16 protein-coding genes and 1 tRNA gene are annotated in these 15,836 nt (G+C 37.5%); 8 read left to right on the forward strand and 9 right to left on the reverse strand.

Features of this window, described 5'->3' with window-relative positions:
* Nucleotides 1–36: 36 nt before the first annotated feature.
* Genes lptB through pyrG form a run of 6 tightly spaced genes read right to left on the reverse strand, consistent with a single transcriptional unit; the run spans nt 37 to nt 4,899 of the window.
* Nucleotides 37–762 (reverse strand): LPS export ABC transporter ATP-binding protein, encoded by a 726-nt coding sequence (gene lptB / locus ACYQ0O_RS09920; RefSeq protein ID WP_459892616.1) that lies wholly within the window; start codon nt 760–762, stop codon nt 37–39.
* A 30-nt stretch (nt 763–792) separates the two neighbouring features.
* A complete protein-coding gene (locus ACYQ0O_RS09925) occupies nt 793–1,392 on the reverse strand; it encodes an LptA/OstA family protein (RefSeq protein ID WP_459892618.1) in 600 nt (199 codons plus the stop codon).
* Nucleotides 1,389–1,931, reverse strand: a complete 543-nt coding sequence (gene lptC / locus ACYQ0O_RS09930; protein WP_459892620.1) for an LPS export ABC transporter periplasmic protein LptC — start codon at nt 1,929–1,931, stop codon at nt 1,389–1,391. The genes ACYQ0O_RS09925 and lptC overlap by 4 nt, the downstream gene beginning before the upstream one ends.
* Nucleotides 1,910–2,434 (reverse strand): KdsC family phosphatase, encoded by a 525-nt coding sequence (locus ACYQ0O_RS09935; protein ID WP_459892622.1) that lies wholly within the window; start codon nt 2,432–2,434, stop codon nt 1,910–1,912. The genes lptC and ACYQ0O_RS09935 overlap by 22 nt, the downstream gene beginning before the upstream one ends.
* Nucleotides 2,431–3,240, reverse strand: coding sequence for a 3-deoxy-8-phosphooctulonate synthase (gene kdsA / locus ACYQ0O_RS09940; protein ID WP_459892624.1), 810 nt, complete (start codon nt 3,238–3,240; stop codon nt 2,431–2,433). Before kdsA ends, ACYQ0O_RS09935 begins: the two co-directional genes overlap by 4 nt.
* Nucleotides 3,241–3,255: 15 nt before the next feature.
* Nucleotides 3,256–4,899, reverse strand: a complete 1,644-nt coding sequence (gene pyrG / locus ACYQ0O_RS09945; RefSeq protein WP_459892626.1) for a CTP synthase — start codon at nt 4,897–4,899, stop codon at nt 3,256–3,258.
* A 436-nt stretch (nt 4,900–5,335) separates the two neighbouring features.
* Between pyrG and ACYQ0O_RS09950 the strand changes: the two genes are divergently transcribed.
* Nucleotides 5,336–5,427 (forward strand) — tRNA-Ser (locus ACYQ0O_RS09950).
* Nucleotides 5,428–5,524: 97 nt separating this feature from the next.
* Here ACYQ0O_RS09950 and ACYQ0O_RS09955 read toward each other — a convergent pair.
* Nucleotides 5,525–5,926 (reverse strand): Ros/MucR family transcriptional regulator, encoded by a 402-nt coding sequence (locus ACYQ0O_RS09955; protein ID WP_459892628.1) that lies wholly within the window; start codon nt 5,924–5,926, stop codon nt 5,525–5,527.
* A 247-nt stretch (nt 5,927–6,173) separates the two neighbouring features.
* A complete protein-coding gene (gene galE, locus ACYQ0O_RS09960) occupies nt 6,174–7,169 on the reverse strand; it encodes a UDP-glucose 4-epimerase GalE (protein ID WP_459892630.1) in 996 nt (331 codons plus the stop codon).
* Nucleotides 7,170–7,350: 181 nt separating this feature from the next.
* On the opposite strand from galE, the gene pyrR reads away from it, so the two are divergent.
* The 4 genes from pyrR to dapA all read left to right on the forward strand — a co-directional run bounded on the left by pyrR (nt 7,351) and on the right by dapA (nt 12,117).
* Nucleotides 7,351–7,887 (forward strand): bifunctional pyr operon transcriptional regulator/uracil phosphoribosyltransferase PyrR, encoded by a 537-nt coding sequence (gene pyrR / locus ACYQ0O_RS09965; RefSeq protein ID WP_075069946.1) that lies wholly within the window; start codon nt 7,351–7,353, stop codon nt 7,885–7,887.
* A gap of 74 nt (nt 7,888–7,961) precedes the next feature.
* The gene (locus ACYQ0O_RS09970) at nt 7,962–9,395 is read left to right on the forward strand and encodes an acetyl-CoA carboxylase biotin carboxylase subunit (protein ID WP_459892632.1); all 1,434 of its coding nucleotides are present in this window, start codon (nt 7,962–7,964) and stop codon (nt 9,393–9,395) included.
* Between the two features lie 132 nt (nt 9,396–9,527).
* Nucleotides 9,528–11,132, forward strand: a complete 1,605-nt coding sequence (locus tag ACYQ0O_RS09975; RefSeq protein WP_459892634.1) for a hypothetical protein — start codon at nt 9,528–9,530, stop codon at nt 11,130–11,132.
* A gap of 103 nt (nt 11,133–11,235) precedes the next feature.
* Entirely contained in the window at nt 11,236–12,117 is an 882-nt protein-coding gene (gene dapA, locus ACYQ0O_RS09980) for a 4-hydroxy-tetrahydrodipicolinate synthase (RefSeq protein ID WP_459892636.1), read from the forward strand.
* Between the two features lie 132 nt (nt 12,118–12,249).
* On the opposite strand, the gene ACYQ0O_RS09985 is transcribed toward dapA, so the two are convergent.
* Nucleotides 12,250–13,485, reverse strand: a complete 1,236-nt coding sequence (locus ACYQ0O_RS09985; RefSeq protein WP_459892638.1) for an integron integrase — start codon at nt 13,483–13,485, stop codon at nt 12,250–12,252.
* A 653-nt stretch (nt 13,486–14,138) separates the two neighbouring features.
* Between ACYQ0O_RS09985 and ACYQ0O_RS09990 the strand changes: the two genes are divergently transcribed.
* The 3 genes from ACYQ0O_RS09990 (at nt 14,139) to ACYQ0O_RS10000 (ending at nt 15,832) form a co-directional block, all read left to right on the forward strand.
* On the forward strand, nt 14,139–14,381 hold the full coding sequence (locus ACYQ0O_RS09990; protein ID WP_459892640.1) for a ribbon-helix-helix domain-containing protein: 243 nt from the start codon (nt 14,139–14,141) through the stop codon (nt 14,379–14,381).
* On the forward strand, nt 14,366–14,704 hold the full coding sequence (locus tag ACYQ0O_RS09995; RefSeq protein ID WP_075069942.1) for a type II toxin-antitoxin system PemK/MazF family toxin: 339 nt from the start codon (nt 14,366–14,368) through the stop codon (nt 14,702–14,704). Before ACYQ0O_RS09990 ends, ACYQ0O_RS09995 begins: the two co-directional genes overlap by 16 nt.
* A gap of 84 nt (nt 14,705–14,788) precedes the next feature.
* On the forward strand, nt 14,789–15,832 hold the full coding sequence (locus tag ACYQ0O_RS10000; RefSeq protein WP_459892642.1) for a DUF3800 domain-containing protein: 1,044 nt from the start codon (nt 14,789–14,791) through the stop codon (nt 15,830–15,832).
* The last annotated feature ends 4 nt before the right edge of the window (nt 15,833–15,836 follow it).

Below are 15,836 nucleotides of genomic sequence, written 5' to 3' on the forward strand. Positions count from 1 at the left end.
AATTAAAATTGGTTAGTTTTTTATAGTTTTATTAGTTTATAACTCAAAATGGTTTCCAAGATATATTCTTTTGGCCATTTGGTTTTCAGCTACTTCCTTAGGTGATCCACTTAAGATAATTTTGCCCTCATATACCAAATACACTAGATCACAAATTTTCATGGTATCTCGCACGTTGTGGTCTGAAATTAATATACCTATCCCTCTTTCCTTTAGTTTTGCAATAATGTTTTGAATATCTAAAATCGCCAATGGGTCTATGCCTGCAAAGGGTTCATCTAATAAAATAAATTTGGGTTGCCTAATTAATGCCCTGGCAATTTCAAGGCGCCTCCTTTCCCCTCCTGATAAGTAACAGGCCTTTTGTTTTTTTAAGTGAAAAATTCCCAATTCCTTTAATAAAAATTCTTCTCTTTCTTTTTGTTCCTTTGGAGATAATCCTGTAAATTCCAGGATAATCTTTAGATTGTCTTCTACTGTAAGTTTTTTAAAGACTGAACTTTCCTGTGGTAAATAACTAATTCCCTTTCTTGCTCGCTTATATAGTGGCCAGGATGTAATGTGATCATCATCTAAAAAAACCTCCCCCTTTGTGGGGGAAATTATGCCCACTAACATGTAAAAGGTCGTGGTCTTGCCTGCTCCATTTGGACCAAGGAGACCCACTACTTGTCCACTGGACACACAAAGACTTATATCCCAAACAACTGTTTTTTTACCGTAACTTTTTGAAAGTTCCCTAGCTTCCAGTTTTGATTTCATACTATATTTAGTCTTTATTTTTTTGTTGGGTTAATTTTCTTTTTTATCCTCATAAAACTTTAAATTCTGACTTGGTTTTGTGTTATCTGATTTTTGTTTCTCTGGATAAAAAGTAATTTCAACCTTGTTTGAACTGTTGGAAAATATTTCACTGGTATTTTTATTTAAGTCAATAATCAACTTAGCACCTTGAATTTTATTTTTGTTTTGAATAAGTGTTACATTATTAATTAAAGTGATTCTTTGGTTTTTTAAATCATATTCAGCAGTGGAACAATAACCTTCTTTGTCTTGAAATATTATGTGTACATGGCCTGTAGCTATCATCAACTTTATAATACTTTTTTTATTTTTATCATTTATATTTTTTGTATGTTTACTTAAAATAACTATTAATTTATCTGATTCAATTGTTAAGTCTTTACTTTTTGCAACAACTTCCTTTTCAAATAATACCTTATTTTCCTTTTGAAGATAAGTAGCCTTCTCTGCATTTATGGTAACTGGACTTGACCAATGCGATTTCGATCTACTATCTAGTTTAGTAGATGAATTAATGTTTTTGCAAAAACCAGTCTTATTCACAAATACGAAATGTAATGATAAGAGTAAAAGTATAAATTTTTTCATATAATTATCACCTTGACATTTTTTGTAATGGTTATGCTGCGATCATTTAGATCTATTACACAATCTGTACCTTGTACAGTTAATTTATCTTTTTTTAATTTTATGCCATGGTTAAATACAATTTTATTTACTCTTAAATTAAAATACATAAAATTGGCATTGAGTATAATGTCTCTGTACTTGCCTTTAATCTGGTGTTCTAATTTTATTTTTTGTGAATTCTTGTAATAGACTCCGCTTAGTGCCATTATTTTAACAGTGGAATTATCGTTTAAGGTGATCAACAGGTTAGGGGATGTAAAATAAATCTCAGACAGCTTGTTTTTTGAGAGGATTTTCTCCGCCTTTATCTGCCACAAGGTGTTTTTTTTACTGTAACCCTTTATAAAGGCTTTTTGTATAATAGATTCAAATGGAAGATTTTTTATTAAAAAGGGCTGAGATTGACTTGTCCTTTTTGGAGTCCATAAAAAATGTAGTAAAAGAGCAAATGCAATAGTAAGTATGAAAAATAGTGCTAGAAATTTTCGTTTAACCATTTTTCCCATAACTGTTCCAATTTGCCTTGGGTACTCAATATGAAATTTATTGCTTCCCTAAGTGCTCCCTCTCCTCCTTTTTTTTGAGAAATCCACTTTGCTATTTTTTTGATCTCTGGTTGAGCATTTTTTACTGCCATGGGAAATCCCACCAATTTCATGGCAGGCGCGTCAACCCAGTCATCTCCTAGATATGCCATTTGCTCAAAATTTAGTTCCTTTTCCTTAGAGATTTTCCTAATAATATGATCCTTTCTTATAAAACCTTGGTAATATTCTTTAATACCCAGTTGCTTTAATCTGGATTTAACTGCTTCGGATTTCAGTCCTGTAATTATTATTATCTCTAAACCTGCCATTTGTGCCAGTTTTACCCCAAGTCCATCCTGGACATTGAATTTCTTGAATACCCTTCCCTGGTCGTCATAATAAAGTCCTCCGTCAGTTAAGACACCATCCACATCACTTATAAGTATTTTAATTCTTTCAACCAATTCGTTCATGAGATTGCCTGCTTTATTTTGAGGAGTGTTTTAATTAAATTTTCAAGATGGTCAAGGGGCCAGCTGTTAGGGCCATCGCACAGTGCTTTATCTGGATCAGGGTGGACTTCCATGAAAATACCATTACAACCAGCTGCCACAGCACAGCTAGAAAGGTGGGGAACATATTCTCTTTTACCACCAGATGATGCGCCCTTTCCCCCTGGCAGTTGTACTGAATGGGTTGCATCGAAAATTACAGGACATCCTGATTGCTGCATAATTGGGATAGATCTAAAATCAACAACAAGATTATTGTACCCAAAAGAAGTACCCCTCTCTGTTAACCAAATTTTATTATTGCCCGTTGATTTAACTTTATAAACGGCATTTAAGATGTCCCAGGGCGCTAAGAATTGTCCTTTTTTTATGTTTATAATTTTATCTGTCTCTCCCGCTGCAATTAATAGGTCTGTTTGTCTGCATAAAAATGCTGGTATCTGAATTACATCTACAACTTTTGCTGCCCTTTGAGCCTGGGATGGCTCATGTATGTCAGTTGTCACAGGCAACTTGGTTACTTGTTTTACTTTATGTAATATCTCTAGACCTTTATCAAGTCCAGGTCCTCTGTAGCTATTGATGGATGTCCTGTTTGCTTTATCAAATGAACTTTTAAATATGACGAGCAGATTGTATTTTTCTGAAAGTTCTTTTACCTTTTTGGCCACAGATAAAACAACTTCTTGGCTCTCAATTACACATGGCCCCAATATGAAGAATAAATTTTCGTAACTCTTTTTATACATATCCTCTATGTCCTTCATCTCTATCCTCGTAGCCTAATTTTTGAATTTTTTTGCTGCTTTTATAAAGTCCACAAATAATGGATGAGGCTCCATTGGTTTAGACTTAAATTCTGGATGAAATTGGCACCCCACAAACCATGGGTGATCTTTTATCTCTACAATTTCAACCAATTCTTCGTCTGGAGACAGTCCACTTAAAACAAGTCCATTTTGTTCAAATTTGTCAGCATATTTCTTGTTGAACTCATATCTGTGTCTATGTCTTTCACTTATTAACTCTTTTTTATATGCTTTATAGCTCTTTGTATCTTTTCTGAGTTTGCAAGGGTATGCCCCAAGCCTCATGGTCCCACCTTTATCAGAACCTGGATCTCTCTTTTGTACACACCTTTTCCTAAAGTCAAACCATTCTGTCATGAGATATATCACTGGATCAGGGGTATTGGGGTCAAATTCAGAAGAATTTGCTTTAAGCAATTTTAAAACATTCCTGGCAAATTCAATTACTGCACATTGCATCCCTAAACATATTCCTAGAAAAGGAATTTTCTTTTCCCTGGCAAATTTGCAGGCAAGAATTTTCCCCTCAACTCCGCGATAACCAAAACCTCCTGGCACCAAAACCCCTTGGACATCCTTCAATTTTTCGTACACATTGTCCACTGTTAGTTCTTCGGAATTAACATAAACCAGCTCAGGTTTTACACTATTTGCTATTCCCCCATGTACAAGGGCCTCATGGAGACTTTTATATGATTCTTTTAAGTCAACGTACTTCCCCACAATTGCTATTTTGGGACCAGGGTTTAAGGACTTTAGTTTGGCTGTAAGATCTATCCACGGGGTTAGGTCTGGATTTTTTGCTGGGAGTTTTAACATAATGGCTATTTTTTGATCTATGCCTTCATTGTAAAAGGTCAGGGGAACCTCGTAGATGTTTTCAACATCCACAGCAGAGAACACAGCGTCTGGATCAACATTACAGAATAAAGCGATTTTTCTTTTTATGCCTTCATCTAATTCCATCTCACTTCTACACAGTATGATGTCTGGTTGAATACCTATGCTCCTTAGTTCTTTTACACTGTGTTGGGTGGGTTTTGTCTTTAACTCTCCTGCAGTTTTAATATATGGTACCAGGGTGAGATGTATGTATAAAACATTTTCTTTTCCAAGGTCATAGCGCATTTGCCTGATAGCTTCTAGGAAAGGCTGTCCTTCAATATCTCCTACAGTGCCTCCAATCTCCACTATTGCCACGTCTTCATTGTCTCTTACTACATTTAAAATGGACTGTTTTATTTGGTCTGTGATATGGGGAATCACCTGTACCGTCCCTCCAAGATAATCGCCTCTACGCTCTCTTTTTATGACTTCATAATAAATGCTTCCAGAAGTATAATTGTTGTGTTTCCCCATGGGAATTCCTAAATACCTTTCATAATGCCCGAGATCCAGATCAGTTTCAGCACCGTCGTCTGTTACATATACCTCCCCATGTTGGAATGGGTTCATTGTTCCTGGATCCACATTAATATAAGGATCTAATTTTTGAATGGTGACCTTAAGCCCCCTTGTCTTGAGTAATGCACCAATTGACGCTGCTGCCAGCCCTTTGCCCAGTGATGATAATACTCCTCCAGTGACAAAAATAAACTTTGTCCTACTATTTTTCATGGTTAAGACATCCCTTTTGTTTTATTGTTAAAAGGATTTGTTTCGTCCTTTAATAGGCAAATTCTATACACCTAGCTCAAGTTTGTCAAAATTTGGGCTAACATTGTAATTTGCTTATTCCATTAAATCCGATTATTAATTTATCTGCCTATTTCTTTAGCTCCAATTATTGATTGGGTTATGGATCAAAAGGCAAAGTGATTAGTAATTAGTGATTAGTGAAAGGTAGAAGGATGAAGAGCACCTAAAACGTTGAACTTTGAACTTTACACACATACACAGACACAGTCCTCAGTCCACAGCTAGACTGGACTCATCAAAGCTTGAGATATGAGAGTTATAAGGAATGGACAAAAAAGTCTATTTTTTTCCTTTGAATAAAAATACTTGACACAAGATTTTCACGGATATATTATAAATTTTCCATTTGAAACATGGAGAGGTGGCCGAGCTGGCTGAAGGCGCTCGCCTGCTAAGCGAGTATAGAGGCTAAAACCTCTATCGAGGGTTCAAATCCCTCCCTCTCCGTTTTAATTGGGTTGAATTAAAAAAATGAATTTGTGGGAATGTTAAAACAAAAAAGCCCTCTCTTTATAGAGGGCTTTTTTGTTTGTATTACAAAACATTATGACATCTTTCTTTTCTTCCAAAGCTGTATTTCCTGCATCTTTTTTCTTCTTTCTCTGGCAAGGGACTTAGCTATTAAAGATTGGGTTTTCTTATAACCCCATTTCTTTTTGTATTCTTCTGGGGTTAAACCATGACTTTTGAGATGTCTCTTTGTAAGTATTCTAAAAGATTTTCCACATTCAAGACATACAACAGATTTTTCTCTAATAGCCTTTTTGGGATCTACTGCTGGCTGTTGCTGTTCTTCCTCTTCCCCTTTTGCGTCTTTACCTTCTACTAAACCCTTTAATTGATCAGCAAGAGATTTCACCATTGAAGTAATTTCTTCTTCTGTCATGTTTCTAACACTAGCCTGGGCTTTAACAATTTCCAGGGCCTGTTTGATGTATTCCTCCATTTCAATACCTCCTTATAGTTAAAATTTTTTTTGCATTACACCAAAGTACCAAAACAAGATGTGCTCATAAATAAAAATTAAAAAACAATCAATAAAAAATCGAAATAAAAACAATTTAAACAATTATAAATTTAAGATGTAATTAAGTCAAGCCCATATACCTTTTTTGTTTAAAAAATAGTTATGCATTTATTAGACATATCCCTATAACAGATTGAAATAATATATAATATCTACTTGTTTTACATTAGTTGTTTGGGCTAATTTCTCTTGTATATTTTTTTTCCCACTCCCATGCAGTTTTTATTATAAACTCTAGATTATCATATTTAGGTGTCCATTTGAGAATATTTTTTATTTTTGTGCTATCTGCTATCAACTCAGGTGGATCTCCTTCCCTTCTATGAGTTTCTTCAACGAAAAAATCTATACCTGTAACTTTTTTGACTGTATCTACAACTTCCCTTACTGTAAAACCATGGCCATAACCACAATTAAATACATCGCTAATATTGTTGTTTATTAAATAATCCATTGCCAAAATATGTGCTTCTGCAAGGTCTACAACATGGATATAATCCCTAACACATGTACCGTCTTTTGTGGGATAGTCAATTCCAAAAATTTGTAGTTTGTCAAATTCTCCTCTGGCAGTTTTGAGTGCCCTGGTTATTAGATGGGTAGATTCCCTGTAAGCCTGACCAATCTTGCAGTCTGGATCAGCTCCAGCCACATTGAAATACCTCAGGGATATGTAGTTAAAATTTGAGGAGTAAGATATATCCCTTAAAATTTTTTCCACAAATGTTTTAGACTGTCCGTATGGATTAATGGGTTCCAATGGGTGATTTTCTGTTACAGGAATTTTAGAGGGTATTCCATATACAGCAGCAGTAGATGAGAATATAAGATTATTTATCTTGTTGTTTATCATTGATTTAATTAGAGTTAAGGTGTTTGATGTGTTATTTTGATAATATTTTATAGGGTCTTTCACTGATTCATTGACCTGAATAAATGCAGCAAAATGCATAACTATATCTGGTTTAAAGTCTTTAAAAACCTTATTTAATAAATTTTCGTCTCCAATATCTCCCTTTATTAAGTCTCCATATAACACTGCCCACTTATTTCCGTTGGACAGGTTATCATATACCACTATTTGGTGTCCATATTCTCCAAGTAATTTAACCACATGGGAACCAATATAACCGGCTCCTCCAGTTATCATAATCCTTGCCATAAATGAGTCTCCTTGTTGTTAACTATTTTTAATCTAATAACATAATTAGATTTGGCTTTTTTTAAAAGTATAGTTGACATTATTTTCAAAATCAATAAAGATTTTCTCCTTATTTTGGAACTTTTCTTCATATAGATTTTTATATACAATGCTATTTAAAATTTATTGCAGGAGTTTAACTATGGGGAATAAGGTGATTATTTTAGATAAACAACAAATCAAAAGGGTTATCCAGAGACTTTGTTTTGAAATCTTGGAAAGGCATGGAGACTGCGAAAATTTTGCATTGATAGGAATACACAGAAGAGGAGTATTTTTGGCTCAGAGGATAAGAAATATTTTGCAGGAAAATACAAAGAGCAAGATCCCCATGGGCAAATTGGACATCAATTTTTATAGAGATGATTGGACTTCTTTAGACAAGCATCCAATTATAAATGAAACTGAGATTCACTTTGACATTAATGGAAAGAAGATTTTACTCGTAGATGATGTGATTTACACGGGGAGAACCGTGAGGGCAGCCCTTGACGCAATACTTGATTTTGGTAGGCCTTCAAAAGTAGAGTTGCTGACACTGGTTGATAGGGGACATAGAGAGCTGCCAATCCACCCTGATTATTGTGGGAAAAAGATCGATACTGCAAGACGAGAACATGTGGATGTTCTTCTAGAAGAGATAGATAAAAGAGATATTGTGGAATTGCACAAGACATAATTTTTATTTTTATAATTAATATTCAGGTTAGAAATATTTAATAGTCTAATCATATAGCTAATAGAGGGAGTAATATGATAAAAAAATTGCTAGTTGCAAATAGGGGAGAAATTGCAATTAGGATCATGAGGTCTGCCCAGGAATTGGGAATAAAAACAGTGGCTATTTACGAAGAGACCGATAGATTTGCATTACATGTAATGAGGTCAGATGAGGCGGTGTGTATTGGACCTGGACCAAGGAAGGACTATTTAAATATTGAAAAAATAATTCATGCTGCCAAAGAGGTTGGGGCTGATGCCATCCATCCAGGATATGGTTTTTTGTCTGAAAATCCTGACTTTCCCAAAAAATGTAGAGAAGCTGGACTTATTTTTGTTGGTCCGCCCTCTGATATAATCTGTAAGATGGGAAGCAAGGTAATTGCACGAGAGATTATGAGTAACGTGGGTATACCGCTGATTCCAGGTACTGAGACGTTGCCTCCAGGAAGTGAAGGTGAGAAATTTGCCCTGGATTTTGCCAGAAAATATGGATTCCCAATAATGATAAAGGCCGTGTCTGGTGGCGGCGGCAAGGGTATTAGGGTTGTTACAACTGAAGAACAATTAATATCAGGGTTAAAATTGGCAAGGTCCGAGGCAAGGATTTCATTTGGAAATGAAGATATATATCTTGAGAAAGGGATTGTTAAACCCCGACATGTGGAAGTTCAAATCCTTGCAGACAATTTTGGGAATGTGATCCATCTTGGATCAAGAAATTGTTCAATACAGAGAAGGCACCAAAAGTTAGTGGAGATGGCACCTTCTTTTTTACCTCCTGCAATTGATAGGGAAATTTGTGAAGCAGCAGTAAGGGCGACCAGGTTGGCTGGCTATAGAAGTGCCGGAACAGTGGAGTTTTTAGTGGATGTAGATAACAACTATTATTTTTTAGAAGTAAATACCAGAATTCAGGTGGAGCATACAGTAACTGAAATGGTCACTGGTATTGATATTGTCAGGGAACAACTTAGAATTGCATCAGGTGAACCCTTATCCATAAAGCAGGAAGACGTAAATGTAAGGGGCTGTGCTATTGAACTGAGGATAAATGCAGAAGATCCAAAAATGGGCTTTATGCCAAGTCCAGGGTTGATTGAAGCATATCAATCTCCTGGAGGTCATGGAGTAAGGTTAGATGGTGCGGTTTATCAAGGCTACGAGATTCCTCAGTTTTACGACTCCCTTATAGTAAAATTAACAGTATATGGTTTTACATGGAAAGAGGCAGTGGATAGATTAAGACGTGCCCTTGGTGGATTCAATGTTGTTGGTGTTAAGACCACTATTCCATATTATAAGGCGATTATTGAGGAGCCTGATTTTATGGCCAGAAATTTTGATACTACATATATAGATAAACATCCAGAGCTATTAAATTATAGGGAACATGAAGATGAAATGGATAAATTGGCAAGGTTTGTATCAGAAGTTAATGCTCATGGATGCAATCCATACATTTGATGGTGATATGTATATTGTGTAAGTGTGTGTGTATGTGTGGGTGTGAGTGAAAGTTACAGAGCATATACACAGTCCACAGACCACAGACACAGCAAAGATCGAACAATAGAAGGTGTGAGAAGGAGTTATTTTATGTTAAGAGAGATGACAAATAGCCAAATTGTAGAATATGTAAAAAATTTTGATGGATATATGCTTACAAACAATGAGAGAGATGTTTCACAGTCTGACTTTAAGGGTCGCATTATGCCGTGGACCACCCTAAGGGCAGCATCTCCTCGGGATATGGTAGGCTATTTTGCATTTGAGGTGTCTGGCGGTGCTTCTGTGCATGTGGATCTTATGAAGAAACAAATTAATCCATTTGATAAATTGAGTCTCGTTAGAAAGGCCATGCCAAATACCCTTATTCAGGCTGGTGTCAGAAGCCACAATTTATTTGGATATCGTCCTTATGGGGAAAATGTAATAAGAAAGGTTATCTCCCAGATTGCAAAATATGTAGATGTGTTTAGGGTGTATGATTTTTTAAATCACATACCAAATATGAAGATAATAGGCGAGGAAGTGATAAAAGCTGGAAAGGTCTTCATGCCTTCCCTTTGTTTTGGTATTGGTGCAGAGCACACAAATGAGTTCTATCTGTCCAAGGTCCAGGAAATTGTGGAGTTATTTGGTACAAATTTAATTTTATGTATAAAAAATTCCTCTGCAGTTGGTCCTCCAGAAAGGATATCTGATTTAATTAAGGCCATAAATTCAGAATTTCCCGAGGTACCGCTTGCTTATCATGGCCACAACACAGATGGGAATGATCTGTCCAGGATGGTTGCTGCAATTAAAGCAGGGGTCAAGATAGTTGAGGTGTGTGACCATGGATATGGAGCTTGGTATTCCCAGGCCCCAGCACTATCTCTTATTCAATTGTTGGATGAATATGACATAAAGCCCAACGGGTTAAATATTGAGGCAATTATTGAGACTTCAGAAATTATTAGATTTGAAAGAAGATACTACGCTGATTTTGAGAGTCCTTTTAGGGGGATAGATCCATTGGTACATGCCCATAGGTTGACAGGAGGGGCAGTGTCCATGGCATATGAACAGGCTGAAGCCCTAGGACTTTTACAGAGAATAAATGAAATATTCAAAGAACTCTCAATGGTTATACTGGAACTTGGAGACATCTGGCCCCTTACACCTGGGAGTCAAATCCTCTGGTCAACTGCTGTTAGCAATGTTTTATACGGTAGATATGAACAACCCTCAGATGATTTAAAGAGGCTCCTTCTTGGTGGTTATGGGCCTTTCCCATTTTATGATCCTCCAGAATGGATCTATGAAAAGGTATTTAAAAAAGAGATAAAAACTGGAAGCAGCGTAAGGAGTCAACCAGTAGCCCAGGAAGATTTAGCTAAGAGAAAAAAAGAGTTGGAGGAGGAAATAAAAAGGGAACCAACAGATGAAGATTTGGCTCTATATCTTTTATTCCCAAGGGATTTTGTAGAGTATGTAAAATTTGAAGAAAAATTTGGAAGGACATGGTTGTTACCCCCTGACATATGGTTTCATAAAGGCAGATTTGAAAACGGCAGAAGGATTTCTTTTTCCGATGACACGGGAAAGCTCCACTGGATAGATATTATATCAACTCAACTTTTTGAAGATCAGGTAAAGACTTCATGTCTGGTAGACCATCACTTTAAGACTTATAGCGTAAAAGTGGCAGAGAAATAGAAATGTCTAATATCAGGTTTACAATCACCAAATTTCCAAATAAAATATCTATAAGGATTAGGAAAGAATTAACAACCTATTTTAAGGAAGAGGAGGAATAACTATGGATTTTTTTAAAGGAGCATTTACTGCCCTTATAACACCTTTTAAAAATGGGCAAATAGACGAAGAAAAGTACAGAGAGCATATAGAGTGGCAGATAGAAAAGGGTATCCATGGCTTGGTCCCTTGTGGAACCACTGGAGAATCTGCTACAATGTCCCATGATGAACACAAGAGGGTGATAAAAATTTGCGTGGAACAGGTTAAAGGCCGTGTTCCGGTAATTGCCGGGACAGGCTCAAATAATACTAAAGAGGCCATTGAATTAACCGCCTTTGCCAAAGAGGCTGGTGTTGACGGGGCCCTGGTGATAACTCCATATTACAACAAGCCCACCCCACAGGGATTGCTCCTGCACTACAAAGAGATTGCAAAAGCAGCTCCCATTCCAATAGTTGTATACAACGTCCCTGGGAGGACAGGAACTAATCTATTGCCTGAAACCCTTTATGAAATAAAGAAGAATGTACCTGAGGTCATTGGGGTTAAGGAGGCAAGTGGAAATATAAGGCAGGCATCGGATATTTTAGAGTTATGTGGAGAGGACTTTATAGTGCTTTCAGGAGATGACTTTATTACCTTTCCAATGCTTTCAATTGGTGGCAGAGGGGTAATCTCTGTTGTAAGTAACATAGTGCCTGATAAAATGGCATCCCTTTGCAACAGTTTTTTTGATGGTAATATTGAAGGTGCAAGGAGACTTCACTATGAGCTTGCCCCCTTATGCAGGGCAATGTTCTTTGAGACCAACCCAATACCAGTTAAGACATCTCTTCACCTAATGGGTAGAATAGAGATGGAACTTCGCCTCCCTTTATGCGAAATGAAACCTGAAAATAGACAAAAACTTGAAAGTGTTTTGAAAAAAGCAGGTCTAATATAACACATTTGTTGTAAGAGAATCCAGACAACGCTCCATTCCCTATTGCTATTTTTTTATGGATATTTATTAGCCCAAGTTTGTCATTTTGATAGACTTGGGCTAATAGGTGACTCCACTATTTCATTGGAGGCTTTATTCGTCCAGGGGACTCTTGACCCTCAGTAAATCCTTCCTGGCCACGTGGGTGTATATCATGGTTGTCTGAAGGTTTTTATGCCCCAGCAACTGCTGCACGGTCCTGATGTCGTATCCTTTCTCCAGTAGATGGGTGGCGAAGCTGTGCCTTAAGGTGTGCACAGAGGCGTTCTTTGGGATTCCTGCCCTGCTCACCGCTGATTTGAACGCTTTCTGAAGGGAATTGGGATGTACGTGATGCCTTCTTACAACGAGTTTCTGAGGATCCACGGAAAGCGATTTGGCGGGGAATACCCAGAACCACGCCCACTCCTTCCCTGCATTGGGATACTTTCTTTCCAGGGCATGGGGAAGCCAAACCCCGTTTATTCCCTCCTTCCTGTCCTTCTCGTATAAGGATCTCACCTGTGCAAGGTGCCTGATGAGTCCGTCCTTGAGGGTTTCTGGAAGTACGGTTACCCTGTCCTTGTCACCTTTCCCGGAACGCACTATTACCGCGTTCTGTTCGATGTCCAAGTCTTTTACTCTGAGTCTTACGCACTCCTGGAGTCTAAGGCCACACCCATATATGAGCATGGCCATGAGCTTCTGCACCCCAGACATGTGACGAAAGATCTCTTTCACCTCCCTTGGCGTGAGCACCACGGGAAGTCTTCTTCGCTCCCTGGCACGAACAGCGCTAAGTTGATCTGCCACGTCTTTTTTTAATACGTGGCGAAAGAAGAACACAAGGGCATTAAGGGCCTGATTCTGGGTGGATGCAGATACCTTCTTTTCCACGGCCAGGTGGGTAAGGAAGTCCCTGAGATCGCTACCCTGGAGATGCGATGGCTCCTTTTTTAACACAAAGGCCTGAAATCTCCTTACCCACATGAGGTACGTCCTCTCAGTGCTAAGTGATCTATGGCGAATTCTCAAGGCCTGGCACATCTTTTCATGGAGGCTGGCCCATTTTTTCTTTTGTGTGGAAGTTGGCGATTTTCCATGTGGCACATCTTTGGAGAGGAAAAAGTCGTAGAGTCGCAGTGCCGTGTCCGCCTGTTTCACCTGCCACTCCTCGTGGCGTATTTCCAGATGAGCGAGGAATTTTTTTATCTGATCGCTACCTAAACGGTTGGAAAGAGATTTATCCAGAAAATGGTAGCAGTCTAACACCCACTTCAGGTAATAGGAGATGTACCTAGGTCTCACTGCCCTATTGCGCAGAAGAAACGCCTGGAACCTTTTGAGCATATCATATCTCCATCTTAATCACTTTCAATATACACAAATAATTTTCGAACTTATATAGAATTTATGTTTTATGCAACCTTTAAAAAAGTCTCTATTGATGAGCCTTTTTGAAAATTTGGTGTTTGCATAATTTCTCTAATAATATCCTTAAGTTATAAGGCATTTATAGCTTCCAAAAATTCATTTAAAATCCTTCCCTAACCCACAAAACAACTTTACAAATAGGGAATATTCTGATATAAAATTTATAAAAAGAGAATAAAGTTAAACGACAATGTTCGGTATCGGGAATCAAATTTGTGTCTTGCGTTTGCGAAGACAAAGAAGCCCCTACCCAAACGCATATATGCAAATCACAGGCTGAAAAGATGGCAACAAAACAGAAGAACTTGCAGAGCAATTTTTTGAGAGGTGGCATTACTTCGATTTGCTTTTAAAAATATTCATTGTTTAACCGAACCATCGGCTGCAGGTGACGGCAAACAGCGTGGCGGTTTTCCAAGGCCCTGCCCCGCAAGAAGTCTTGCGGCATTTCCAGGCTTGTTGCCCCGCATTGTTTGCCGCCCCTGATCCGTGACGTTAGCCGTAAAAACAAAAATTGAAAGTTGAAATAAGTTTGAGTATGATGTAATATCATACTAGGGGTGACAAAAATGGCTGTTTCAAAAATTGCAATTACAATAGATAGTAACTTACTTAAAGAGATTGATATGCTTGTAAAATCTAATTTGTTTCCCAGTAGGAGCAAAGCTATTCAAGAAGCTGTTGCTGAGAAGATTAAAAAACTAAAAAAAACTAGATTGGCTAAAGAATGTGCTAAACTTGATCCAGATTTTGAACAGAGGATGGCAGAAGAGGGATTTTCAATGGAGATAAATGAATGGCCAGAATATTAAGGGGTGATATTTATTGGGCTGATTTAAATCCAGTAATAGGAAGTGAACAGGGCGGTTTTCGTCCTGTTCTTATTTTGAGTCATGATATTTTTAACGAGAAGTCAGGTACTGTTATAGCCATGGCAATAACAAGCCAGCCTCAAAGAGCAGGATTTCCTTTGACTTTGGAACTATCAAAGACAAAATTACCTAAAAGGTCGTGGGTTAAAATAAGTCAGATAAGGACATTATCCACAAAAAGACTTAAGGAAAGAATAGCAAGAGTATCTCCTGCAGAACTTGAGATAATAATTGAAGGGTTAAATGAAATAATTGACGGCTAACCAATCGGTCCAGCGGACTCGCAACCCGCTGCGGCTTTGCCTTGCGGTTGCTCGCCGCTGACCTTTATCGTTAGCTGAAGAATTATGGATGCATTTTTCATAGATGAGAGTGGATATACAGGATATGACCTGCTGAATAAGCAGCAGCCATTCCAAGGTGCATCTTCTATACAGATTGATGAAAAGTGTGCAGCGGGGCTTGTTAAAGAGCACTTTCCAAGAAACAAATCTAAGGAGCTTAAGCACAGAAGCCTTTCTCGGAGAAAAAACAATTGGAAAGCTTTGCTGGATATTCAGCGTGTACTACTGAGTGATCATATGGGATTTACTTATGTATGTGACAAGAAATACTTGTTAACTCTGATGTTCTTGGATTCATGTGTAGAGCCATTCTTCTATGAGAGAGGCGTAAATTTCTATGCTGACGGACAGAATTACGCTCTTGCATCGCTTTTATACTATACAGCCACTACCTTTTGGGGAGCGGAAAATTATGAAGAACTATTGTTTCTGTTTCAAAAGGCAGTAAAAGCCAAATCAAACGTAGCGGTGCAGGCCTTAATAGAAAAAGCCAAATCACTAATGGGGCAAGAACTAGCAGAATACCTCTTTCCTTTAATTGTTGAATATCCCGCATGCATCAAGGAAATAAAGAATCCAAAATCAAATACTGACGCTGCTTTTGTAGTTTTGCTTAGCCTTATTAGTCATATTGAAAAACACGTTGATTCAGAGTATGAGATTATTCACGATACATCAAATAATCTTCGTAGGTACAACCAGATAATAAACTGGTTTATTTCTATGGATTCTGACCTTGAGTTTAGGCAAACAAAAGCTACATCTTTTAGATTTCCCATGAAGCTATCGAATGTATCACAAAGAGATTCCCGTCAAAGTTATGCTGTTCAATTAGCTGACATTCTTATCGGAGGTGTAATTGAGTATTCGATGTCGCTGGCGGGCTTGATTGAAAAAAACGACTACAATCAAAACGTAATAAGCTTATACGGTGACAACAACATTATACATATGCTGCCAAGCGTGAGCTTTGAAGAAAACAAGGAATTTCGCTCAGGAACTCAGGCACATGAATTTATTGATTTCGTGGCAAAAAATTTCAGCTAACAAT

The organism is Desulfothermus okinawensis JCM 13304 (assembly GCF_054654515.1).